This window comes from Roseiterribacter gracilis, assembly GCA_018332375.1.
Taxonomy (GTDB): domain Bacteria; phylum Pseudomonadota; class Alphaproteobacteria; order BOG-932; family Roseiterribacteraceae; genus Roseiterribacter; species Roseiterribacter gracilis.
The window spans coordinates 2230876-2254915 of record BOPV01000001.1 but is presented as its reverse complement, the minus strand read 5'-3'; the positions used below and the strand labels follow the sequence as shown (position 1 = coordinate 2254915).

Annotated in this window: 19 protein-coding genes and 1 pseudogene; 17 read left to right on the top strand and 3 right to left on the bottom strand. The window is 64.8% G+C overall.

Translation table 11 applies throughout. The features are described from left to right. Positions 1–180 precede the first annotated feature (180 nt). From TMPK1_RS11080 to TMPK1_RS11030, 11 genes and pseudogenes are all read left to right on the top strand, one after another. Positions 181–2421 (top strand): TonB-dependent receptor, encoded by a 2241-nt coding sequence (locus tag TMPK1_RS11080; protein WP_420243072.1) that lies wholly within the window; start codon positions 181–183, stop codon positions 2419–2421. Between the two features lie 17 nt (positions 2422–2438). After that, entirely contained in the window at positions 2439–3122 is a 684-nt protein-coding gene (locus TMPK1_RS11075) for a Fe2+-dependent dioxygenase (protein WP_420243071.1), read from the top strand. A gap of 156 nt (positions 3123–3278) precedes the next feature. Beyond that, the gene (locus tag TMPK1_RS11070) at positions 3279–3986 is read left to right on the top strand and encodes a response regulator transcription factor (protein ID WP_420243070.1); all 708 of its coding nucleotides are present in this window, start codon (positions 3279–3281) and stop codon (positions 3984–3986) included. 18 nt (positions 3987–4004) lie between these two features. Beyond that, complete coding sequence (locus TMPK1_RS11065; protein WP_420243069.1) at positions 4005–5612, top strand: sensor histidine kinase; 1608 nt, start codon at positions 4005–4007, stop codon at positions 5610–5612. Positions 5613–5645: 33 nt separating this feature from the next. Beyond that, a pseudogene (locus TMPK1_RS11060) lies at positions 5646–6113 on the top strand (HPr kinase/phosphorylase); the annotation flags it as partial. Beyond that, complete coding sequence (gene rapZ / locus TMPK1_RS11055) at positions 6110–7033, top strand: RNase adapter RapZ (RefSeq protein ID WP_420243067.1); 924 nt, start codon at positions 6110–6112, stop codon at positions 7031–7033. The pseudogene TMPK1_RS11060 and the gene rapZ, both read left to right, overlap by 4 nt. After that, entirely contained in the window at positions 7030–7431 is a 402-nt protein-coding gene (locus tag TMPK1_RS11050; protein ID WP_420243066.1) for a PTS sugar transporter subunit IIA, read from the top strand. The genes rapZ and TMPK1_RS11050 overlap by 4 nt, the downstream gene beginning before the upstream one ends. Before the next feature lie 25 nt (positions 7432–7456). After that, complete coding sequence (locus tag TMPK1_RS11045; RefSeq protein WP_420243065.1) at positions 7457–7732, top strand: HPr family phosphocarrier protein; 276 nt, start codon at positions 7457–7459, stop codon at positions 7730–7732. A 3-nt stretch (positions 7733–7735) separates the two neighbouring features. Then, positions 7736–8338 (top strand): PAS domain-containing protein, encoded by a 603-nt coding sequence (locus tag TMPK1_RS11040; RefSeq protein WP_420243064.1) that lies wholly within the window; start codon positions 7736–7738, stop codon positions 8336–8338. 100 nt (positions 8339–8438) lie between these two features. After that, complete coding sequence (ahcY, locus tag TMPK1_RS11035) at positions 8439–9743, top strand: adenosylhomocysteinase (RefSeq protein WP_420243063.1); 1305 nt, start codon at positions 8439–8441, stop codon at positions 9741–9743. A 64-nt stretch (positions 9744–9807) separates the two neighbouring features. Further along, on the top strand, positions 9808–11688 hold the full coding sequence (locus TMPK1_RS11030) for a sensor histidine kinase (protein WP_420243062.1): 1881 nt from the start codon (positions 9808–9810) through the stop codon (positions 11686–11688). Here the strand turns inward: TMPK1_RS11030 and TMPK1_RS11025 are convergent, their stop codons facing one another. The 3 genes from TMPK1_RS11025 to TMPK1_RS11015 form a co-directional block, all read right to left on the bottom strand. Further along, positions 11689–12879: a GGDEF domain-containing protein gene (locus TMPK1_RS11025; RefSeq protein WP_420245647.1), complete on the bottom strand. Its 1191-nt coding sequence runs from the start codon at positions 12877–12879 to the stop codon at positions 11689–11691. A 70-nt stretch (positions 12880–12949) separates the two neighbouring features. After that, entirely contained in the window at positions 12950–13558 is a 609-nt protein-coding gene (locus TMPK1_RS11020; protein ID WP_420243061.1) for a DedA family protein, read from the bottom strand. Positions 13559–13616: 58 nt separating this feature from the next. Next, a complete protein-coding gene (locus tag TMPK1_RS11015; protein WP_420243060.1) occupies positions 13617–14633 on the bottom strand; it encodes an NAD(P)/FAD-dependent oxidoreductase in 1017 nt (338 codons plus the stop codon). A gap of 192 nt (positions 14634–14825) precedes the next feature. Here TMPK1_RS11015 and tsaE point away from each other — a divergent pair, with 192 nt between their 5' ends. From tsaE to TMPK1_RS10985, 6 genes are all read left to right on the top strand, one after another. Continuing rightward, entirely contained in the window at positions 14826–15317 is a 492-nt protein-coding gene (gene tsaE / locus TMPK1_RS11010; RefSeq protein ID WP_420243059.1) for a tRNA (adenosine(37)-N6)-threonylcarbamoyltransferase complex ATPase subunit type 1 TsaE, read from the top strand. Next, positions 15314–16078, top strand: a complete 765-nt coding sequence (locus TMPK1_RS11005) for a nucleotidyltransferase family protein (RefSeq protein ID WP_420243058.1) — start codon at positions 15314–15316, stop codon at positions 16076–16078. The genes tsaE and TMPK1_RS11005 overlap by 4 nt, the downstream gene beginning before the upstream one ends. Then, positions 16060–18957, top strand: coding sequence for a double-strand break repair protein AddB (gene addB / locus TMPK1_RS11000; protein WP_420243057.1), 2898 nt, complete (start codon positions 16060–16062; stop codon positions 18955–18957). Before TMPK1_RS11005 ends, addB begins: the two co-directional genes overlap by 19 nt. Before the next feature lie 181 nt (positions 18958–19138). After that, positions 19139–22564, top strand: a complete 3426-nt coding sequence (addA, locus tag TMPK1_RS10995) for a double-strand break repair helicase AddA (protein ID WP_420243056.1) — start codon at positions 19139–19141, stop codon at positions 22562–22564. Between the two features lie 85 nt (positions 22565–22649). Continuing rightward, entirely contained in the window at positions 22650–22991 is a 342-nt protein-coding gene (gene trxA / locus TMPK1_RS10990) for a thioredoxin (RefSeq protein ID WP_420243055.1), read from the top strand. A gap of 121 nt (positions 22992–23112) precedes the next feature. Continuing rightward, entirely contained in the window at positions 23113–24021 is a 909-nt protein-coding gene (locus TMPK1_RS10985; RefSeq protein WP_420243054.1) for a serine hydrolase domain-containing protein, read from the top strand. The last annotated feature ends 19 nt before the right edge of the window (positions 24022–24040 follow it).

Here is a 24040-nt window from a genome sequence, read left to right as displayed (position 1 = left end):
CCCAGCAACCAAAGCACGGACCGGTTAACCGGAGACTTGCGAGTAATTCTCATTTTGCTGTTGATCCTGGACGCGAGTGATTCTAAGAACCGCTCGCAACAAGAAAACCCCGAGGGATCCTGTCCAATGCCTACGTCCGTTTCGCTCGCCGCTCGCCGCCGTCTCCAGGCGGGAACGGCGATGACCGCGCTGTTGCTGGGTGCGACTCAAGCTTGGGCACAGACCGCGCCGGTCCCCAGCGCGAAACCGGACGTGCTGAACCTGCCGACCATTTCGGTGCAGGGGCAGGGCGAAGCGCCGACCTTCAAGACCGACGAATCCGCGTCGCGCAAATTCACCGCGCCGCTGCTCGACACGCCCAAGACGGTGACGGTGATTCCGCCGGAAGTGATCAAACAGGCTGCGACCACCACCTTGCAGGACGCGCTGCGCACTGTGCCTGGCATCACGCTCGGTTCGGGTGAAGGTGGCACGTCGATGGGCGACCGTCCGTTCATTCGCGGCTTTGAATCGACCAACGACTTTTTCATCGACGGCGTCCGCGACGGCGGTACGCAATCGCGCGACCTGTTCAACATCGACTCGATCGAAGTCACCAAAGGTCCGGGCTCGGCCTATACCGGCCGCGGTTCGACCGGCGGCTCGATCAACCTGATCAGCAAAGCGCCGAAACTGGAAAACTTCGTGCAGGGCAGCGTGCAGCTCGGCACCGACGCGACGCATCGCGGCACCGCCGACGTCAATTACGTGATCGCCGACGGCGTCGCCGCACGCCTGAACGTGATGGGCCACGAAAACGAAGTTGCGGGCCGCAAGGAAGCGAACGGCGATCGTTGGGGCGTGGCACCGTCGATCGCGTTCGGGCTCGGTACGCCGACGCGCGTCACCGCCAGCTATTTCCACATTACGTTGGACGAGCTGCCCGACTATGGCGTGCCGTACAACACGCAGACCTTGCGCGTCGTGAAGGGTCATGACGATGACTTTTATGGTCTGGTCAATCGCGACTTCCATCACAACGAAGCCGATATCGGCACGATCAAGTTCGAGCATGATTTCGGCAAGCTGACCCTGACCAACACGACGCGCTATGGCCGTACCGAGAACGCCTATGTCGTCACCAACCCCGACGATTCGCGCGGCAATGCGGCGCTTGGCTTCGTGCAGCGCAGCCCGAAATCGCGCGATCTTGCGACGACCACCATCACCAACGTGACCGATCTCAGCGGCGATTTCGTCACCGGTTCGATCAAGCATCATTTCATCGCCGGCATCGAACTCAGCAACGAGAAGAATCACAGCCAGGCCTTTGCGGTGAACAGCCCTGGCCTGACGCCGACGCCGGGTTTCCCGCCGCAGGCCGCATCGCAGATCGTTGCGGTAGCGCTGGGCTGCAGCACGGCAGCCAAGCTGGGCGCTGCGTTCGGTTACAACTGCACGACCTTGAGCAATCCGAATCCGAACGATCCCTGGATCGGCACGGTGACACGCGCGATTCCGTATACCGACACCACGACCGACACGCGCGCCGCCTACGCGTTCGACACGATCGATCTCACCGACCATTGGCAGCTCAATCTCGGTGCGCGCGTCGACAGCTACAAAACCCGCGCCAAAGGCATCACCGCAACGGCAACCGCAACGGCGCCGTTCTTCACCACCGCGATTCTGCCCGAGCAGAAGGCCGACAACACCTTCTTCAATTACCAAATCGGCATCGTCTACAAGCCGACGCAGAATGGCAGCGTCTATTTCTCGTACGGCACGTCGAGCAACCCGGCCGGTGAAGGTGCGGGTGAAATCGGTGCGCTCAGCGCGACGGTGAACAACATCGCGCCGGAAAAGAACCGCTCGTTCGAAGTCGGCACCAAGTGGGATCTGTTCGACAACAAGCTGCAGCTCACCGGTGCGATCTTCCGCACGGAGAAAACCAATGCGCGCATCGCCGATCCGTTGGGCGGGTTGGCGCAGCTGGTCGGCAACCAGCGTGTCGACGGTGTCGAACTGGGGATCCAGGGCGCCATCACCGACAAATGGAAAGTCTTCGGCGGCTACACGCATCTCGACAGTAAGATCGTCGATGGCGGTCCGCTGCATGTGAACGAAGGCAAGAAATTCCCCAACACGCCGGATGACGCGCTGTCGCTGTGGAGCAGCTACGACATTATTCCGGCGGTGACGGTTGGCGGCGGTGCGACCTATCAGTCGAATCGCTGGGCCGACGCGGCCAACACGCGTCTGGTCGATTCCTACTGGCGCTTTGATGCGGTGGCGCAGTACCGCTTTAGCCAGCAACTCGACTTCCAGATCAACGTGCAGAACCTGACCGACGAACGCTACGCGCTGCGCGCCTTCCAGACGCACATGGTGCAGATTGCGCCGGGACGTTCGGCCCTGTTCACTGCCAACTACAAATTCTAGCCGACCGCCGGAGACCCATGCTGCTGACAATTCCGAACGTCCTGACCAAAGATCAGGTCGCGAAATGCCGGGCAGCAATTGATGCGGCAGCATGGGTCGACGGCAACGAAACGTCCGGGCACCAATCGGCCTTGGCGAAGAACAATCTGCAGCTGCCGGAATCGTCGCCGGTGGCGCAGCAGATGGGCAACGCGATCCTCGACGCGTTGGGCCGTACGCCGCGTTTCATTGCGGCGGCGCTGCCGCTGAAAGTCTTTCCGCCGCTGTTCAATCGCTATGAAGGCGGTCAGGAATTTCGCACCCATGTCGACAATTCGATCCGCGCCATGCGCGACTCGAATTTCCGCATTCGCAGCGATCTGTCGGCGACGTTGTTTCTGGCCGAGCCTGACACGTATGACGGCGGCGAGCTGGTGGTGCAGGATCTGTACGGCACCCAGACGGTCAAATTGCCGGCCGGCGATCTGGTTCTCTATCCCGCATCCAGCCTGCATCACGTCACGCCGGTGACGCGCGGCGCCCGCGTCGCGTCGTTCTTCTGGATCCAAAGCATGGTGCGCGACGACGGCGAGCGCACCTTGCTGTTCCAGATGGACGGCGAGATCCAGGCGCTCAGCGCCAGGCTGGGCGCAGACGATTCCTCGGTCCTGGCCCTGACCGGCGTCTACCACAACCTGCTGCGCCGCTGGGCGGAGGTTTAACTCCCTGCGAAGGCAGGGACCCACTCTGCCGCCGCCGTGGTCTTAGAATACTGAGCTCGCTGCCGGGTGGGGTCCCCGCCTTCGCGGGGATGCAATCCCTAACTTCGTCATGGATTGCACTTGAATTCGCCACGATTGGCCGCGATTGCTTGGACCATGGGAACCAAGCAAGCGATCGCGCTCGTCGATGACGACCGCAATATTCTGACCTCGGTGGCAATGGCGCTTGAGGCGGAGGGGTTTGAAGTTCGCACCTACGCCGATGGCGAGGAGGGGCTGCGCGGGATTCAGGCGCGGCCGCCGGCGCTGGCGGTGTTGGACATCAAGATGCCGCGCATGGACGGGATGGAGCTGCTGCAGAAGCTGCGCCAGGGCTCGGCACTGCCGGTCATCTTCCTGACCTCGAAAGACGACGAGCTGGACGAGGTGCTGGGTCTGCGCATGGGCGCCGACGACTACATCACCAAGCCGTTCTCGCAGCGCCTGCTGGTCGAACGCATCCGCGCGCTGCTGCGCCGGGAGGAATTGCGCAAATCGGCCGGCGCCACCGAGCCGGGCCAATTGATCGAACGCGGCGACCTGGTGCTCGACGGTGCCAAGCATCTCTGCATCTGGAAGGGCAAGCCGGTGAACCTCACCGTCAGCGAGTTCCTGCTGGTCAAGGCGCTGGCGCAGCGTCCGGGCCACGTGAAGAATCGCAACCAGCTCATCGATGCGGCCTACGGCGAGCATATCTATGTCGACGACCGCACCATCGACAGCCACGTCAAACGCATGCGTCGCAAGTTCAAAGACGTCGATCCCGATTTCGACGCGATCGAGACGCTGTATGGCGCCGGGTACAAGTTCCGCGAACAGCCGTAAGCGCGTTCTGCGCGGACGGTGGTGAAACTCTTCGGCCAACCAACAGGGCGCAGACGTCAGCGGCGGTTCTCGCTGCTGACGTTGCGCATTCTTGCGATCAACATGCTGGCGTTGATCGTGCTGGGCGTCGGCGTTCTCTATCTCGGCCGCTATCAGGACCGGTTGATTCAAAGCGAGCTGGAAAGCCTGCGCGCCGAAGCACGGTTGTTCTCGGGCGTGTTGTCGGACAGCGGCACGGTGCGCGACATCGAATTGCGCTACCGGCTGGATCCCGCCAAGTCGCGCAACCTGATCCGCCGCCTGGTCGAAACCACCGGCATCCGCACGCGCCTCTACGATCGCACCGGCGGTCTGTTCGGTGACTCGCATCAATTGGGCGGGCAGGGCGGCTACATTATCGAAGTCGAACCGCTGCCGCCGCCGCGCAACCATATTGGCTGGCTCAATCGCGCCTTTGACTGGATCGACGACACGATCGACGCATGGCCGGGACGCAGCCTGTTGCCACTGTGGCAGGACCAGGCGTCGGTTGCCGATCAGATGGGACAAGCGCTCGAAGGCAATATCGCCGGCGCCTTGTGGCAGGACGCCGAAGGCCGGCTGGTTCTGTCGGCGGCCGCACCGGTCGCAAGTTTTCGCGAAATTCTGGGCGCGGTGGTGCTGACCAAAAACGGCGCCGTGATCGACGAGTCGTTGCGCCAGGTGCGGCTCGACATCGTGAAGATCTTCGTCGTCGCGCTGGCGGTGACGGTGCTGCTGTCGCTGTATCTGTCGGGCGCGATCGGGCGGCCGATCCGCAAACTTGCAACTGCAGCCGATCGCGTGCGCCACGGTCTGGGCCGCGCCCAGACTATTCCCGATTTCGCCAGTCGCGGCGACGAAATCGGCGATCTGTCGGCGGCGCTGCGCGACATGACGCAAGCGCTGACCGATCGCATGGATGCGACCGAACGCTTTGCCGCCGACGTCGCGCACGAGCTGAAAAATCCGCTGACCTCGGCCAAGAGCGCGATCGAAACCGCGGCCAAAGTCGAAGATCCGGCGCAACGCGTGCGGTTGCTGCAGATCGTGCAGCACGATCTGACGCGCATGGACCGGTTGATCGGCGATATTTCGAATGCATCGCGGCTCGACGCCGAACTGGCGCGCGAACGATCCGAACCGGTCGACCTGACCGCAATGTTGCAGGCGCTGGTCGAAGTGCATGAATCGACGCGCGACGACGGCGCGCCGCACGTGACGTTGCAGTCGGCGGTGCCGCTGACCGTGCGCGGGATCGATACGCGTTTGTTCCAGGTGTTCCAGAATCTGGTCGGCAACGCGCTCAGCTTTTCGCAGCCTGACGACACCGTGCGCGTCGAGGCCAGGCGCGACGGCGGCCATGCGCTGGTCACGGTCGAGGATGACGGACCCGGCATTCCGGAAGGAAAGCTGGAGACGATCTTTGAAAGATTTTATTCCGAGCGGCCGAAAGGCGAGCGTTTCGGCCAGCATTCCGGTCTGGGCCTGTCGATTTCCAAACAGATCGTCGAAGCGCTGGGCGGCCAGATCAGCGCGTCCAACCGGAACGACGCGACCGGCCGCGTGCATGGTGCGCGTTTTACGGTGCGGCTTCCGCTCGCTTGACGGCTCTGCTGCAGCGCGGGCAGGCTCCGACATTCCATGACCTATCACATGACCTGCGTTGCGCTGGATGGCGCCGCCGTGCTCTTCCGCGGCCCGTCGGGTGCCGGAAAGTCGGATCTCGCGCTGCGCGCGATTGATGCCGGTTGGACGCTCGTGTCGGACGACCGCACTGTGTTGGTACGCGAAGGCGGACGCTTGCTTGCGTCACCCCCGCCGTCGCTTGCGGGCTTGATCGAAGTACGCGGCCTCGGCCTGGTTGCTGCACCGTCCGTACAGCGCGTGCCGGTGGCGCTGTTGGTTGATCTGGTTGCGCCGACCGCGATCGAACGCATGCCGGACATTTCGCTGATCGAAATCGACGGCGTGCAGATTCCGCGCTTCGATCTGGCGCCGTTTGAATCCTCCGCGCTGGCGAAATTGAAATTGATGCTGACCGCCGCCGCGCGGCGCGTCGGTCTGGCCGCGAGCGACGCAGCCGCGCAGTCGGTGCAGCTGCAATGAGCGACACTGTCGTGCGCGACGGGGCTGCAGCGACGGCTGGACGCGAGATCGTTCTCGTCACCGGACTAAGCGGCAGCGGTCTTTCGACGGCCTTGGCCGTGCTCGAAGACCTTGGCTACGACACGATCGACAATCTGCCGCTGTTTCTGATCGATCCGTTGCTGGCCAATCCCGACTGGCAGGGACATCCGGTCGCGATCGGCATCGACAGCCGCACGCGCGATTTCTCGGCCTCGTCGTTGCGCGATCTGTGTGCGCGTCTAAGTCAGAATGGGCGTTGCCGTTTGCTGTTCGTTGAAGCGTCCGACGACGTGCTGCTGCGCCGCTTCACCGAAACGCGCCGGCGTCATCCGCTGGCCAACGACCGTCCGGTTGCCGATGGCATTGCGCGCGACCGTGCGCTGCTGGAACCGCTGCGTAGCGCCGCCGACGTGGTGATCGATACGTCGGACCTCACCATTCACGAGACCAAACGCATCGTCGCCGGTCATTTCACCTTGGCGACGACGGCGGGTTTGCGCGTTTCGGTCGTGTCGTTTTCGTACGGCCGGGGCTTGCCGCGCGAGGCCGATCTGGTGTTCGACGTGCGCTTCCTGCGCAACCCGCATTACGAAGCCGAGTTGCAGCCGCTCGACGGGCGCGACGCGCGCGTCGCCGACTATGTGCGCGGTGATGCGGGCTTTCCCGCCTTTGTCGAACATCTGCAGGCATTGCTGGCGCCGTTGCTGCCGGCCTATCGCCACGAAGGCAAAGCGTATCTGACCATCGCATTTGGCTGCACCGGTGGCCGGCATCGGTCGGTGTTCCTGGCCGAGTTGATGGGCGCCTGGATCCGCGACCTTGGTTTGGACGTTACGATTTCCCATCGCGACGCGGCGCGCTGGCAACATATTAAATCCGGAACGGCGGCAGCGGCATGATCGGTCTCGTCATCGTCACGCATGGCAGGTTGGGCGAAGAGTTCGTGCTCGCCTTCGAACATGTCGTCGGCAAACAACCGCAACTCGCGTCGGTCGCAATCGGCCCTGACGACGACATGGAAAAACGCCGCCAGGACATTCTGGACGCGGTCGCCAAAGTCGAATCCGGCGACGGCGTGATCCTGTTGACCGATCTGTTCGGCGGTACGCCGTCGAACCTCGCCATTTCGATCATGGACAAGGCCAAGGTCGAGGTGGTTGCGGGCGTCAATCTGCCGATGTTGATCAAGCTGGCCAGCGTGCGCAAAACCGAACCGCTGGCGCAGGCCTGCGTCAGCGCCCGTGAAGCCGGGCGGAAATACATCAACGTTGCGTCGAAGCTTCTGGACGAAACCTGACCGTTCGTTTCTCTTCGCGCACCACATGACTCGTCTCGAACGCACCCTCACCATCGTGAACAAGCGCGGCCTGCACGCGCGGGCGGCGGCGAAATTCGTCAAGACCGCAGGCGAATTCGTGGCGCAGATCGAAGTCACGCGAAACGGATCGACCGTTCCCGGCACCTCGATCATGGGCTTGATGATGCTGGCTGCGTCGCCGGGCTCGGACATTGCGCTGGTTGCCGAAGGCGACGACGCGCAGGCGGCGTTGGACGCGCTGGCCGATCTGGTCGGCCGCGGTTTCGACGAGACGGATTGATTGATGCGCTTGCGCCTCAGCCGATTGTTGATGGCGACCACGATCGCGACCGGTCGCGACAAAAGCGAATCCGCACAACAAAACTGGGAAGATGACGGCAGCGTCCTGCCGCCGTTTTTCCGACCGCTCTATCGCTGGTGGTTGGACCTGCAACAGGCCGGCGACTCACCCGACGCGATCCCGTCCAAAAGCCAGATCGACCCCAACGCGATTCGTGCCGCGCTGGCCTATATCGCGATGGCCGACATCATCCGCGAGCCCAAGTTGGACGTGCGCTACCGCCTCGCTGGGTCGCGGCTCGAACGGCTCTATGGCGGCCCGATGACCGGGCGGACCCTGGCCGAGCTCTATCCGCGTGCGATGGTCGACGAGACCTTGGGTGCCTATGCCTGCGTCGCCGAGACGCGCCGGCCGCTCTACACCTGCCGGACCTTCCGTTTGCTGCGGGTGCAGCTCGGTTTCGACCGGCTGATCCTGCCTTTTGCCAGCAAAGCCGACGGCGAGGCCGATACGGCGCTGACCTGCCTGATCCCGACCAGCGACGAGATTCGCGAAGCAGGCGACTGGCAGCGCCACGCCACGGACTACGGGCCCGAAGCAGCGTAATTCACGCAGGGCTGGGCCACGTGACTTTGGTTGCCCCCGCCTGCCCGGCCGGGGTATCACCGCCGCCTTAGTTTCCCAGATGACGTAAGGAAGCCCAGCGATGGCTATCGCCGCGGACGCGCACGACTACAAGGTTGCCGACATCTCGCTCGCCGATTGGGGCCGCAAAGAGATCCGGATCGCCGAAACCGAAATGCCGGGCCTGATGGCCACGCGCGAAGAATACGGCGCTTCAAAGCCGCTCAAGGGCGCCCGCATTGCCGGCTGCCTGCACATGACGATTCAGACGGCGGTCTTGATCGAGACGCTGACGGCACTTGGCGCCGAAGTGCGTTGGTCGTCGTGCAACATCTTCTCGACCCAGGATCAGGCTGCGGCCGCGATCGCCAAGACCGGCGTGCCGGTCTTCGCCTGGAAGGGCGAGACGGAAGAAGAATATTGGTGGTGCGTCGAGCAGACGATCCGCGGCCCGAACGGTTGGGTCCCGAACATGCTGCTCGATGACGGCGGCGACATGACGCTGATGATCCACGAGAAGTATCCCGAGATGCTGAAGGACATCCGCGGCGTCTCGGAAGAGACGACGACGGGCGTGAAGCGTCTCTACGACATGGCCAAGGCCGGCACGTTGTTGATTCCCGCGATCAACGTGAATGACAGCGTCACCAAGTCGAAGTTCGACAACCTCTACGGTTGCCGTGAGTCGCTGGTCGACGGCATTCGCCGCGGCACCGACGTGATGATGGCGGGCAAGGTCGCCGTCGTCGCCGGCTTCGGCGACGTGGGCAAGGGCTCGGCCGCCAGCTTACGCAACGCGGGTTGCCGCGTGATGGTGACCGAAATCGATCCGATCTGCGCTTTGCAGGCGGCGATGGAAGGTTACCAGGTCGTGACGATGGACGACGCCGCTTCGCAGGGTGACATCTTCGTCACCGCGACCGGCAACGTCGACGTCATCACGCTCGACCATATGCGCCAGATGAAAGACCGCGCCATCGTCTGCAACATCGGCCACTTCGACAGCGAAATTCAGATCGACGCACTTCGCAACATGAAGTGGGAAGAAGTGAAGCCGCAGGTCGACGAAGTCGTGTTCCCCGACGGCAAGCGCCTGATCGTTCTGTCGAAGGGCCGTCTGGTCAATCTCGGTAACGCGACCGGCCATCCCAGCTTCGTGATGAGCGCCAGCTTCACCAACCAGGTGCTGGCCCAGATCGAATTGTGGACCAACCACGCCAAGTACGAACGTCAGGTCTATGTGCTGCCCAAGGCGCTCGACGAAAAGGTCGCGCGTCTGCACCTGAAGCGCGTCGGCGCCAAGCTCACCGAACTGACGGACAAGCAGAGCAGCTACATCGGTACGCCGAAGCAGGGCCCGTTCAAGCCCGAGCCGTACCGCTACTAAGACGACTGTGGGCGCGGGTTTGATCGGTCGGCTGTTTGGCGCGAAAGCGCCAGCAGCCCCGGTCGTGCCCGCGGCCCAGATTTCCGTGCCGCCGCTGCCGGTCATCGATCCGCTTGCGGCCGCACTCGACGAATTGCCGCTGCCGATCTGGCGGCGCGACACAACGCTTCGCCTGATTTGGGTCAACCGCGCCTACGCACGCGCCGTCGACGCAACACCGTCCCAGGCGGTTTCCGAACAACGCGAACTTGCGGCCAACGTGCTCGACCGGTCGGGCCGCGCGCTGGCCGAACGTGCGCGCGCGGCTGGCGCACCGCAGAACGAAACGCGCCACGTCGTTGCCGGTGGACAGCGTCGCTATTTCCGTCTCGTTGAAGGTGCTGCGGGCGGTCTCGGCTGGGCCGAAGACATCACCGCGGTCGAAGAAGCCGAAGCTGAATTGGAACGGCACAAATCGGCCCATGCCGAAGTGCTCGAACAAATGTCGGTCGCGGTTGCGATCTACGGGCCCGATCGCCGTCTCGCCTTCTTCAACAGCGCCATGTGCCAGCTGTGGCAGCTCGACGAAGCGTGGTTGTCGCTGCGTCCGACCTTGGCCGAAGTGCTCGAAGTGTTGCGCGAACGCCGCCAGCTGCCCGAGCAGGCGGATTTCCGCCGCTACAAACAGGAACAGCTCGAACGTTTCACGTCGCTGCTCGAGCCGACCGAAGAATTGATGAGCCGTCCCGACGGCAGCGTGTTGCGCGTCTTCGTGTTCCCGCACCCGATGGGCGGCCTGGCCGTGACCTACGAAGACGTCACCAGCCGCCTGGCGCTGGAATCGAGTTACAACACCCTGATCGCCGTGCAGCGCGAAACCCTCGACGGGTTGACCGAGGGCATTGCGGTGTTCGGGCAGGACGGTCGCCTGTCGTTGTGGAATCCGGCTTTCGCGAAAATCTGGGAACTGGAATCCGAATTGCTGGCGCAGGCGCCACACGTCGCCGAGCTGGCGCAGAAATTCGAACGCTTCTTCGAACGCACGTCCGAAGCCAAAGGGTTCCGCACCACCTTCGTGTCGAACAATCTCGATCGCATCGCGCGGCCGGGCCGGTTCGAACGTGCCGACGAAAGCGTGATCCAATATCAATCGGTGCTGCTGCCCGACGGTGGCGTGCTGAACAGTTTCGTCGACGTCACCGACAGCGTGCGCGTCGAACAGGCGTTGCGCGAAAAGAATGCGGCGCTGGAAGCGGCCGACCAGCTCAAGCTCGACTTCTTGGCCAACGTTTCGTACCAGCTGCGTACGCCGCTGAACGCGATGATCGGCTTCGCCGAAATTCTGTCGAAACAGTATTTCGGCGCGCTCAACGACAAGCAGATGGAATATTCCGAAGGCTTGTTGGAAGCGGGCCAGCGTCTCGTGTCCTTGATCGACGCAGTCCTCGATCTTTCTACGATCGAGGCGGGCTACATGCGTCTCAACCGGACCCCGGTCGATCTCGCGCGCATGTTGGAAGAAGTCCACGGCCTGACCCAGGAATGGGCGCGCAAGCAGGATATTCACCTCGCGCTCGACGCGCCAGCCAATCTCGGCGTGATCGAAGCCGACGAACGGCGCCTGAAACAGGTGCTGGTCAATCTGATTTCGAACTCGATCAAGTTCACCCATCCGGGTGGCGAAATCCGTCTCAGCGGCCGACGCGACAATGACGAAGAGGCGCGGCTGATCGTGTCGGACAACGGCGCCGGCATTTCGATTCAGGATTGGGAACGCGTCTTCGCACCGTTCGAACGGTCCAAGCCGCGCGACTGGAAGAGCGGCGCCGGCGTCGGTCTTGCGCTGGTGAAAAGCTTCGTCGCGCTGCATGGCGGGCGCGTCGAGTTGGAAAGCCGCGCCGATCGCGGCACCGTCGTTACCTGCGTGCTGCCGGCGCATCCGCCGGCCGACAACGCCAACAGCTAATTAGCCGACCGCTTCGATGCGCGGGCGCGCGGCGCAGGCGGGCGGACCGACGATGCGGTTGCGGCCGTTGCGCTTGGCCGCATAGAGCCGTTCGTCGGCAAGCGCGAACAGCGTGTGCCAATCGGTTCCTTCGGCGTCGAACATCGCGAAGCCGCCGCTCAACGTCACTTGCACGCGCTGCCCGCGCAGCGTGATCGGCGACGACGCCATCGACTCGCGCATCCGGTCGGCGACCTCGTTCGCGTGTTCGGCGTCGATGCCGGTCAGCAACAACAGAAACTCTTCGCCGCCGATCCGGCCCAATAGATCGTCGGCGCGGCGCTGCGCGTTGAGCGTGGCTGCAACATGCGCCAGCACCGCATCGCCGGCCTGGTGTCCGTACGTGTCGTTGAGGTTTTTGAACCGGTCGAGATCGACGATCAGCATCGCGAAGGTTTCGCCGCGGCGCGTGGCGCGCGCGACCTCTTGCTCGAACCAACTCTGCACGGCGCGGCGGTTCGGCAGTCTGGTCAGCGAATCTTCGAAGGCGATCCGCTCCAGCTCGGCTTCCATCTTGCGGACTTCGACCCACAACAGCGCCAGCGTGTTGGTGACCGCGATCACCATCTGCACCAGCGAGAAGGTCGAGGCGATGATGTCGAACCGTTCACTTTCGGTGGTGCCGCCATAGCCCGCGAGAAACACAACCACGAGCGCGTCGGCGACCAGTCGCGACAGAATGAAACTGACCGCGAGCATGCGGCCGCCGCTGCGCGCGTCGCGCGGCGGATCGCGCAGCAACGCGTAGGCAGCATAGAGCTGCAGCAGGTTCGAGATCGGCAAGGTCGCGACATAGTTCAGCGACAAGGGCCGCGACGAGCCGAGATTGTTCCAGGCCAGCGCCGCCAAGGTCACGGCGAAGATCACCCAGACCAGCTGCATATTGAGCCGATAGCGCGTGTGCAGCAGCACGCCGCTCACCAGCGGAATGGTGGCAAAGGCGAACAGGCCGTTGCCGACGATCAAGCGCACCGGGCTTGGCAGAAAACTCATCAAGGTGATGGCGAGGCCGACCGCGAGGCACACCATGCCCCAGCCATAGCGGCGCAGCGGCTCGGATGTGCGCCCGTGCCGGCCGACGACAAGGCACAACGTGCCCATCAGCGCGACCAGCGCCAGCAGCGCCAAAAGCATCATGTCGGAACGTGTCATCACGAGCGTGAGAATCTCACGCTTCGGCGCTCGCGCGCCAGCCTCGCGTCATTGCAAGATCGTGAAGGCGCTAATCGGCCTGCTTGTGGCGAAAACTCAAGACCAGCCGCACGATGTAGATCAGTACGACGAGACCGATCAGCGTTTTCAGCACCGGGTCACCCCAGTGCTGCACCTTGTCGTAGTGTTCCTGCAGCACCCACCCGCAATAGGTGAGAAACGTCATCCAGATCGTGGTGCCGATCAGCGACCAGGCGAGAAATTTGCCGAGCGGCATGCGGTTGATGCCGGCGGGCACGGAAATTACGGCGCGGATGCCGGGAATGCAGCGGCCGATCAGCACCGACTTGGCGCCGTGGCGATTGAACCAATCGAACACGAATTCGACTTCGCGGCCGCTGACCGTCAGCCAGCGTCCGTATTTGTCAGCAAGTTCGACGCAGCGGCGGCGGCCGAAATAATAGCCGCCGTAATACCAGGGCATCTGTCCGACCATCGAACCGATCAGGCCGGCGAGGATGGTGCCGAGCAAGGTCAGTTTGCCCTGCGCCGCGACGAAACCGCAGAACGGCATCACCAGTTCGGACGGGATCGCGGGGATCAGATTCTCGATCAGCATCAACAGGGCGACGCCCGCGTGCCCGAAGCGCGCCAGCGTGTCCGACATCCATTCGATCACGAGAATCTCCTAGCTGAACCGTGTGCTGCAACGCATCGCAGCGACGAAAGTCCGCCCATCACGCAGATGGCGCGCCCTTGGTCGTCGAATATTCGAAATGCAGCACTTCGCCGGGACGTGCGATCGGATGGATCGCGTGTGCGGCGCTGGCCGCTTCGGCAAAGCCGGTGAGGATCAGTTTGAGTTTGTTCTTGTAGGTCGCAACGTCACCGATCGCGAAAATACCGGCGCGACTGGTGGCGCAGGTCGATTGCTCGACCGCGATGTGATGCTTGTCGAGATCGAGTCCCCATTCGGCGACGGGGCCGAGATTCATCGACAAGCCGAAGAAGGCCAGCATCGCATCGGCAGGCAAGGTGCGCTTGTCGCCGTCCAACGTTTCGACCACGACGCCCGACAACATGCCGTCGGCGCCTTCAAGTCCGGCAAGCTGATACGGCGTGACCAGTTCGATCTTGCCGCTTTTGCTCAGCTCCTGCATGCGCGCGACCATGTCGGGCGCAGCGCGGAATTTGTCGCGGCGATGCACGACCGCAACTGACGCAGCGACTTCGGCCAGCGACACCGCCCAGTCGACGGCGCTGTCGCCGCCGCCTGCAATCACGACGCGCTTGCCGGCGAAGTCCTGGCGCTTCTTGACGAGATAGAAGACCGACTTGCCTTCATACGCTTCGAGCCCGTCCAGCGGCGGACGGTTGGGACCGAACGCACCGACACCGGCGGCGATGATCACGCAGCGCGCGGTGATGCTGTTGCCGAGCGACGTCTCCACGCGCCAGCCGCCGTCATCGGTCGGCAGCAGCGCGGTGACTTGCTGGTTCAAATGATAGGTCGGACCGAACGGTGCGGCTTGCGCCTGCAGCTTCTCGATCAGATCGGCCGCGTCGATGTGCGGATAGCCCGGAATGTCGTAGATCGGCTTTTCCGGATACAGCGCTGCGCATTGGCCGCCGACCGTGTCGAGCGCGTCGATCACGTGGCACTTCAGCCGCAACATGCCGCATTCAAAGATCGCGAACAGGCCGACCGGACCGGCTCCGATGATCGCGACATCGGTCGTAAAAGTCTGGGACATGAGGCGATTGGGTAGAGGGGGCAGGGCGGGGGATCAACCCCGCTGCGGTAGCAGCGGTCCCCGCGAAGGCGGGGACCCACCGATGGGGCGATCTGAGCAGATCCGTGTCGCCAGAACCGTGGGCCCCCGCCTTCGCGGGGGCGCGGTCGTCGCGCTGTTGCGAGACGACCGCGCTTCCGGCACCACAAGCCCATGCTCGCCCTCGACCTTGCAGATCTGGACGCCACGCTGCGTCTCGCCGCCGCGCTCGCGCCGCATCTGGCGGCGGGCGACATGGTGGCGCTGGACGGCACGCTGGGCGCGGGCAAGACCGAATTTGCGCGTGCGCTGCTGCGTGCGCGGCTGGGCGATCCGGCGATCGACGTGCCCAGCCCGACCTTCACCCTGGTGCAGCTCTACGACGATCCCACCGGCACCGTGTTCTGGCATTTCGATCTCTACCGGCTGAAAGACCCGGACGAGGTGCTGGAACTTGGCTGGGACGACTCAGAGGACGGGGTCCGGCTGGTCGAATGGCCGGACCGACTCGGTGATTTGACGCCGCAATCGCGACTCGTCGTCCGCATCGAAGCCGGTGATGGCGACGGCGCACGCCGCGCCACGCTGAGCGGCCACGGTATGTGGGTGCAGCGCCTGGCGGACTTGCGTTTGCAGCTTGGTCCCGCTTCTCTCGCCTCCTCATGAGTTACGCTGTTGCACCTGTGCCGGTGCCCGCCGTTGCCGTACCGAAGTTCGCGATGGTGCTCGCGGCCGGTCTTGGCGAACGGATGCGCCCGGCAACCTTGACCACGCCCAAACCGCTGCTCGAAGTCGGCGGGAAAAAGCTGATCGATTGGTCGCTGGATCGGCTGCGCGATCAGCGCGTCGAACGCATCGTCGTCAACACGCACTGGCTGCCCGACCAGATCGAAGCGCATCTCAAAGGTCAGCCCAACATCGAGATCAGCTACGAACCGACGCGACTGGAAACTGGCGGCGGTCTGGTGCGCGCGCTGCCGCGGCTTGGTGACCAGCCGTTCCTGGTGCTCAACAGCGACACGATCGTGCTCGACGGGCCGACGCCGTTTCTGCAGCGCATGGCTGCGGCCTGGGACGACAGCAAAATGGACGCGCTGCTGCTGGTGATCGCAGCGCCGCGCACGCATGCGCAAGTTGGGCTTGGCGACGTCACGATGGATCCGGTCGGACGCCTGTCGTTCCGCGAACCCGCGCGCGTCGCGCCCTATGTTTGCGCCGGCGCCTATCTCTACCATCCGCGCCTGTTCGACGGTGCGCGCGAAGAACCGTTCTCGGTCGTGAAGCTGTGGCGCCGCGCTGCTGCAGCGGGGCGGTTGTACGGTCTGGTGCATGACGGCGTCTGGTTCACGGTCGGCACGCCGGACGAACTCGACGCTGCGGAATCGCTGCTGGCGCGCGGCGGCGCGCGGTGGCTGGTGGTTCCCTGAACGTCTTTGCCATTCCGCCCGGCGTCGGCTTTGTCGACGTGCTGGCCAAAGGCCTGCTGGCCGACCACAGACGCAATCCGCTCGATCTTGCTGCAACCACCGTGCTGCTGCCGACACGCCGCGCGGCGCGCAGTCTGCGCGAAGCGTTTTTGCGCGAAGGCGACGCTGCGCCGTTGCTGTTGCCGCGCATGCAGCCGTTGGGCGATCTCGACAGTGACGAGCTGTTGCTCGATGCCGAATCCACGCTCGCCGATTTGCCGCCCGCAATCTCGCCGCTGCGCCGCCGGCTGTTGTTGGCAAAACTGGTCGCCAAGCGCGAGCCCATGTCGCCCGATCGCGCGCTGGCGCTGGCGGACGAGCTGGGCAGCTTGCTCGACGAAGCGCAGATGCACGAAATCGAATTCGCTGCGCTGAACGCGCTGGTACCGGTCGAGCTGGCGCAGCATTGGCAAGTGACGTTGGAATTTCTGCAGATCGTCACGACGCATTGGCCCGCGATCCTGGCGGCCGAAGGCGCGATCGATCCCGCCGAGCGCCGCCGTCGGGTGCTCGATGCGCAAGCCGAGGCGTGGCGCGTCGCGCCGCCGCCGGGCCCCGTGATTGCCGCCGGCACGACCGGTTCGATTCCCGCCGTCGCGCGTCTGCTGAAAGTCATCGCCGCGATGCCGCGCGGTGCGGTCGTGCTGGACGGGGTGGATCTGACGCTCGACGAAGCAGCCTGGAACGCGATCGACGACACGCATCCGCAGGCGGGACTGCAACGTCTGCTGCAGGTGCTGCACGTCAAACGCAGCGACGTGCGCCCCTGGCCCGACGCGCCGGCAACGCCGCCGCGCGCGCAACTTTGGTCGGCGGCGCTACGACCGGCGCCGACGACGGGTGCGTGGCGTGCCAACCAGTTTGCCGCGGACGCCGTGCAGGGGCTGACGCGCATCGATTGCAGCACGCACGAACATGAAGCCGATACGATTGCGCTGCTGTTCCGCGACCAGCTGCGCGAACCGGGCAAGACCGCGATGCTGGTGACGCCCGATCGCACCTTGGCGCGCCGGGTTGCCACCGCGATGCGCCGCTGGGAGATCGAGCTCGACGATTCCGGCGGTACGCGTCTTGGCGATACGCCGGTCGGTGCGTTTCTGCGTCTGCTCGCCGACGTCGCGGCACAGGGCTGGGCGCCGATCCCGCTTCTGTCGTTGCTGAAACATCCGCTTGCGGCGGGCGGTACGGCGACCGCCGCGTTCCGGCGCGATGCGCGCCAGCTCGAACGCGACGTGTTGCGCGGGCCGCGCCCGGGACCCGGTGCCGAGGGTCTGCAGCGCGCGCTAGGCGCGGAGTCGCCGTTCGTCACCAACCTCGCGCAGCGTCTTGGCGCGTTCGATTTGTTGTTCGCCGGCGGCGACGTTGCCATCGCGACCTTGGTCGAAGCGCTGATCGTTGCGGCCGAGTTGTTGGCAGAGACCGACGAGGACAGCGGCGTCGCGCGATTGTGGCGCGGCGAAGACGGCGAAGCTGCAGCGGCGACCTTGGACGAGATGATGACCGCGGCGCGCGACCTCGATCCGATTGCGCCCGATGCGTTCCCATCGCTGTTGAGCGCGGTGCTGCAATCGGTGACGGTGCGGCCGCGCTACGGCACGCATCCGCGGCTTGCGATCTACGGTCCGCTCGAAGCGCGTCTGCAAAGCGCCGACCTGATCGTGCTGGGCGGCCTGAACGAGGGCACTTGGCCGCGCGAAGCATCTGACGATCCCTGGTTGTCGCGCGGCATGCGCAAGGCGCTGGATTTGCCGTTGCCGGAACGGCGCATCGGACAAGCGGCGCACGATGTTGCGACGTTGGCCTGCGCACCGCGCGTCGTGCTGACGCGCGGTGAACGCGTCGATGCGCGGCCCAGCGTGCCGTCGCGCTGGCTGCAACGGCTCGACGCGGCACTTGCCGCCGCCGACCAGCACGTGCCGCGCGACCTGCCGCATGCGCGCTGGGTTTCGCTGCTCGATTTGCCTGATGCGGTTGTGCCGTGCGCGCAACCGGCGCCGCGTCCGCCGGTAGCGCTGCGCCCGCGCAGCCTGTCGGTGACCGAGATCGAAACCTGGATGCGCGACCCGTATGCGATTTATGCGCGCCATGTGCTGAAGCTCACCGCGCTGCACGAGATCGACGAAGAGCCGGGTGCCGCCGATCGCGGACAATTCGTACATGACGCGCTGGACCGGTTCGTCGCGACCTATCCCGACTCGTTGCCGCCCGATGCACTGCCGCAATTGCTGGCGATGGGACGCGACGCGTTCGGCGATGCGCTGGCACGGCCGCTGGTCTGGGGTTTCTGGTGGCCGCGCTTCGAACGTGTCGCGCGTTGGTTCATCACGGCTGAAACCGAACGCCGCGCCGCCGGTGCGCGACCGCGCAAGACCGAAGTCAAAGGCACGCTGACCTTGTCGGCGTCGTACGGCGACTTCGTGCTGCGCGCGCGCGCCGATCGCGTCGACTCGATTGGCGGCGGCATCGGCATCGTCGATTACAAAACCGGACGTGCACCGCCCGGCACCGAAATCGGCACCGGCTTTGCGCCGCAACTGCCGCTCGAAGCCGCGATCGCGCGCGCTGGCGGATTCAAAGACGTGCCGGCCGCAACTGTGGTCGAGCTTGCTTTCTGGCGCCTCGCGGGCGGCAACCCGCCGGGCGAGATCGTGACGATCGACGGGGACCTCGACGCGCTGGCCGACGCGGCACGCGACGGGTTGCTGCAACTGATTGAACGGTTCGACCGCCAGGACACGCCGTATTTGTCGCAACCGATTCCGTCGAAACGGCCGCGCTTCAGCGACTACGCGCATCTGGCGCGCGTGCTGGAATGGTCGGGCGAAGGCGCGCCCGAATGAACAGCCACGACGTCATCCCCGCGAAGGCGGGGATCCATTCCTCCGCCGCAGAGATGTCGGGCGCTCTTCGCGATGTCTGCGTTGTCGGCCTGATGGATCCCTGCTTTCGCAGGGATGACAGGAAAGGGATCTGTGTCGCGGCGGCGGCCCGATGGATCCCCGCTTTCGCGGGGAATTTTGAATGAACAGCGCCGATCAAGATCAACGCTACGCGTCGGATCCAACGTCCAGCGCCTGGGTCGGTGCCTCGGCGGGCAGCGGCAAGACGAAGGTTCTGACCGACCGTGTGCTGCGTCTGCTGCTCGACGGCGTCGATCCGCAGCGCCTGCTGTGCCTGACCTTCACCAAAGCGGCGGCGGCGGAAATGTCGATCCGCGTCGGCGAACGTCTGGCGGCCTGGGCGACGCAGGACGAAGACAAATTGATCGCGTCGCTGCATGCGCTGACCGACAAAGTACCCGACGAGGCGACGCGAAAACGCGCCCGCACCTTGTTCGCGCGCACCGTCGACCTGCCGCAAGGGCCGCGCATCCAGACCATTCACGGCTTCTGCCAATCGGTGCTGCGCCGCTTTCCATTGGAAGCGGGCGTGTCGCCGCAATTCCGTTTGCTCGACGAACGCGAAGCGCAGGAACTGCTCGACGAAGCACGCGACGAGGTGCTGCACGGCGCGCGTGCCGAACCGGACTCCACGCTGGGCCGTGCGCTGGCCGAGCTGGTGCGTCGCGCGGGCGAAGCGACCTTCGCCGATCTGATTTCCGAACTGACCGCCAGCCGCGCCAAGCTGGCGACGTTTCTCGAACGCGAAGGCGGTGTCGCAGGTGCGGTCGCGCAAGTGCGCGCGACGGTCGGCGTCGAGCCGGATGCGACGACCGAGTCGGTGTTGCGCGACGCCTGCGCCGACCATGCGTTCGACGGAACCGAATTGCGGTCGGCATGCGAACTGCTGTCGCGCGGGAGCAAGACCGACCAGGAACGGTCGGCGAAGATTGCGGCCTGGCTTGCCGACGCGTCCGGCCGCGCCGGTTCGTTCGCTGCCTACTGGCGCGCCTATCTGACGGAGAAGCGCGAGCTGCGCGCGACCTTGGCGACCAAAGCATCGGCGGCGGCGTTGCCGGCCTTGCAGCAGGAAGCGTCGCGCGTGCTTGGCGTTCTCGACCGGCTGAACGCAGTCGGCACCGCCGAAGCGACCGAGGCGTTGCTGGTGGTTGGCGCGGCGCTGCTCGACGAATATGCGCGGCGCAAGGCGCGCAGCGGCGGTCTCGATTACGAAGATCTGATCGCGACGACGGGTGCGTTGCTGGCGCGCGACGGGGTTGCGGCTTGGGTGTTGTTCAAGCTCGACGGCGGCATCGAACATGTGCTGGTCGACGAGGCGCAGGACACCAACCCGGCGCAATGGCGCATCGTGCAGGCGCTGACCGACGAGTTCTTTGTCGGACTTGGCGCAGTCGACCGGCCGCGCACCGTGTTTGCGGTCGGCGACGAGAAACAGTCGATCTTCTCGTTCCAGGGCGCCGACCCGAACGAGTTTGCGCGCATGCGCCAGCATTTCGCCGATCGTACGCGCGAGATTGAACGTCCGCTGCGCGAAGTGCCGCTCAACGTCTCGTTCCGTTCGACCGAGCCGGTGTTGCGGCTGGTCGATCGCGTCTTTGCTGACGACGCCGCGCGCAAAGGCGTCGCGCACACGCCAATCGCGCACCAGGTGACGCGAAAAGGCCAGGCCGGCCTGGTCGAGTTGTGGCCGTTGGTCGAAGAGACCGAACGCGAAGCGCCGTTGCCGTGGGCGCCGCCGGTCGAAACTGCGCACGAAGAAGCGTCGGCGTCGCGCCTGGCGATGCAGATCGCGCAGAAGATCCGCCGCTGGCTCGACGACGGTACGCGGCTGGAGTCGCACGGCCGTGCGATCCGTCCCGGCGACGTGATGATTCTGGTGCGCCGCCGCGCACCTGATTTCGTGCCCGCGATGGTGCGCGCGTTGAAGTCGCTGAACGTGCCGGTCGCGGGTGTCGACCGTATGGTGCTGACGCGCGAACTGGCGGTGATGGATCTGCTGGCGTTGGGCCGCTTTCTGTTGCTGCCCGACGACGATCTGACTCTAGCGACTTTGTTGAAGACGCCGCTGGTCGGGCTTGGCGAAGACGATCTGTTCGAACTGGCGCATCGGCGCGGCGAGCAGTCTTTGTGGTCTTCGCTGCATGCGCGTTCGCGCGAAAACAAAACCTGGGAAGCGGCGCGCGTCTGGCTGTCGCGGTTGTTGGGCGAAGCCGATCTGGTGCCGCCTTACGAGCTGTTCGCGTCGGCGCTGTTGCGCGCTTGTCCGGCAGATCCGCTTGGCAGCGGGCGACGCGCGATCCAGGCACGGCTTGGCGCCGAAGCGCTCGATCCGCTGGAAGAGTTTCTGACGGCCTGTTTGATCCACAGCGCCGCGCACACGCCGTCGCTGCAATCGTTTCTGGCCTGGCTCGAAGCGGGTGAAGCCGAACTCAAGCGCGAATTGGCGCAAGGCACGCGCGACGAGGTGCGTCTGATTACGGTGCACGGCGCCAAAGGCCTGCAGGCGCCGATCGTCGTGCTGCCCGACACGACCGGTACGATCGACAAAAGCCAGGGGCCGCGTTTGTTGTGGGCCGACGGCGACGTGCCGTTGTGGGGCGGTGCGCGCGCCGACGAGGATTCGGTGGCGCGTGCGGCGCGCCGTGTGCATGAGCAAGCCGCCGACGACGAGTACCGGCGTCTGTTGTATGTCGCGCTGACCCGTGCTGAAGACCGGTTGATCGTGGCCGGCTGGCAGAAACGTCGCGCCGTGCCGGCTGGAAGCTGGTACCGGCTGGTCGAAGCGGCGATGCAAGGCGATGACGTGCAACGGCACGACGACGGCACGGCGCAGATCTCGATCGAACAGCGTGCCGAACCCGATCGCACCGCGCGCGCGCTGCGCGAAGAGACCGTCGCGATCGATCCGGTGCCGGATGCGTTGCGCGTGCCGCCCGCAGCCGAACCGACGCCAACCAAGCCGCTGACGCCGTCGCGCCCCACCATGCGCGATCCACCAGCGCGCTCGCCCGCAATGCGCAGCGGCGACCAGGCGCTGCGCAAGCGCGGACGGTTGGTGCACAAGCTGCTGCAGCTTCTGCCGAACCTGGCGCAGGAGGCGCGTGCAGATGCATGCGCGCGGTTCCTGGCGCAGCCCGCGCACGCGCTTGACGTCGACACGCAAGCGTCGCTGGCGCGCGAAGTGTTGGCGGTGTTGGCCGATCCCGATTTCGCCACCGTGTTCGCGCCCGGCAGCCGCGCCGAAGTGCCGGTGGTCGGCCGAATCGGCACGACGCTGGTGGCCGGGCAGGTCGACCGGCTGGCCATCGGCGACGACGCGATTTGGGTGGTCGACTACAAGACCGACCGTCCGCCGCCAGAGCGGGCCAGCGATGCACCGCCGGCCTACCTCGCCCAGCTTGCGGCCTATGTCGCGGTGATTGCTCGCTTGTTCCCGGTCCGCCCGGTGCGGGCGGCGTTGCTATGGACCGAAACGCCGCGGTTGATGGAGCTGCCAAACCAGCTCCTCAATCCCTATCTCTTGCGACTGGAAAGCGGTGCCACTTAGAGTTTGGGCGCTAGTTTTCCCTAGGGAAAACGCGCCAAGAATACGAAGCGACCCTGCGGTCGCGCCGCGCTAGAGGAGCATTCCGATGACCGTTCAGGTGACCGATTCAACGTTCGAAGCCGACGTGCTGAAGGCCGACAAGCCGGTACTGTTGGATTTCTGGGCCGAGTGGTGCGGACCGTGCAAAGCGATCGGTCCGATCCTTGAGCAGATGTCGAGCGAGAAGGGCAACCAGATGACCGTTGCCAAGATCAACATCGACGAGAACCCGATGGTGCCGTCGAAATACGGCGTGCGCGGCATTCCGACGTTGATGCTGTTCGTGAACGGCCAGGTCGCAGCGACCAAGATCGGTGCGTTGCCGAAGACGGCTTTGTACCAGTGGGTCGAAAGCGTGTTGCCGGCCGGGCAGCAGCGCACTGCGTAATGTAGCGAGAGCGGCGCTGATCGTCCTTCTGCTAATTTCGGCAGAAGGACGCGCCGCACCGGACCAGCAGCCCGCATCGGTCGGGCTCGATACAAACCGTCTGCAACAACTGGATCGCGCCGTGCGCGACGGCACGTTCCGCAAGATCGGCAGCGTGCTGGTCGCGCGCCACGGCAAGCTGGTCTTCGAGAAATACTTCGAAGGTGACGCAGCCACGCTGCGCGATACGCGCTCCGCGACCAAGTCGATCACCGGCATGCTGATCGGCATCGCCATCGCACAGCGCAAGCTGCCCGGCGTCGACGCCTCCGTGCTGTCTTACTTCCCAGCCTACAAACGCAGCGACGACGTCACGGTCAAAGACCTGCTGACGATGGATTCGTCGCTCGATTGCGACGACAACGACGCGGCGTCGCCGGGCAACGAAGAGCGCATGTATCCGCGACGCGACTGGGTCGAGTTCGCGCTCACGTTGCCGTCGCGCGGCGCGCCGCCGCTGCCGTTTCATTATTGTACGGCCGGAACTGTCCTGCTCGGCGCCTTGATCGAGAAAACGACGGGGCAGAAAGCCGATAAATTCGCCGAACGGGTTCTGTTCCGCCCGCTCGGCATCACGGCGAAGCATTGGCAATATTCCGGTGCGGGCCAAGTGATGACGGGCGGCAGCCTGGATCTGCGCAGCCGCGACCTGCTGAAACTCGGCCAGCTATATCTGCAGCTCGGCGAATGGAACGGAACGCAACTCATGCCGCGTGCCTGGGTCGAAGAGTCGACGCGCGCGCAGCTGCCTGCGGTGCCGTTTCCCGACACCGATTATGGCTATCTTCTCTGGTTGAACAAATTCACGCCCAAAGGCGCCGCCGCGCCGGTCGCGACTTATGCGATGTCGGGCAATGGCGGCAACAAAGTCTATGTGATCCCGTCGCTCGACATGGTGGTCGTGATCACCAGCACGAACTACAACACGCGCGGCATGCACCAGCAGTCCGAGACGCTGCTGACCGACTACATCCTGCCCGCGGTGCGATAGCGCAAGAAACGGGCGGCCG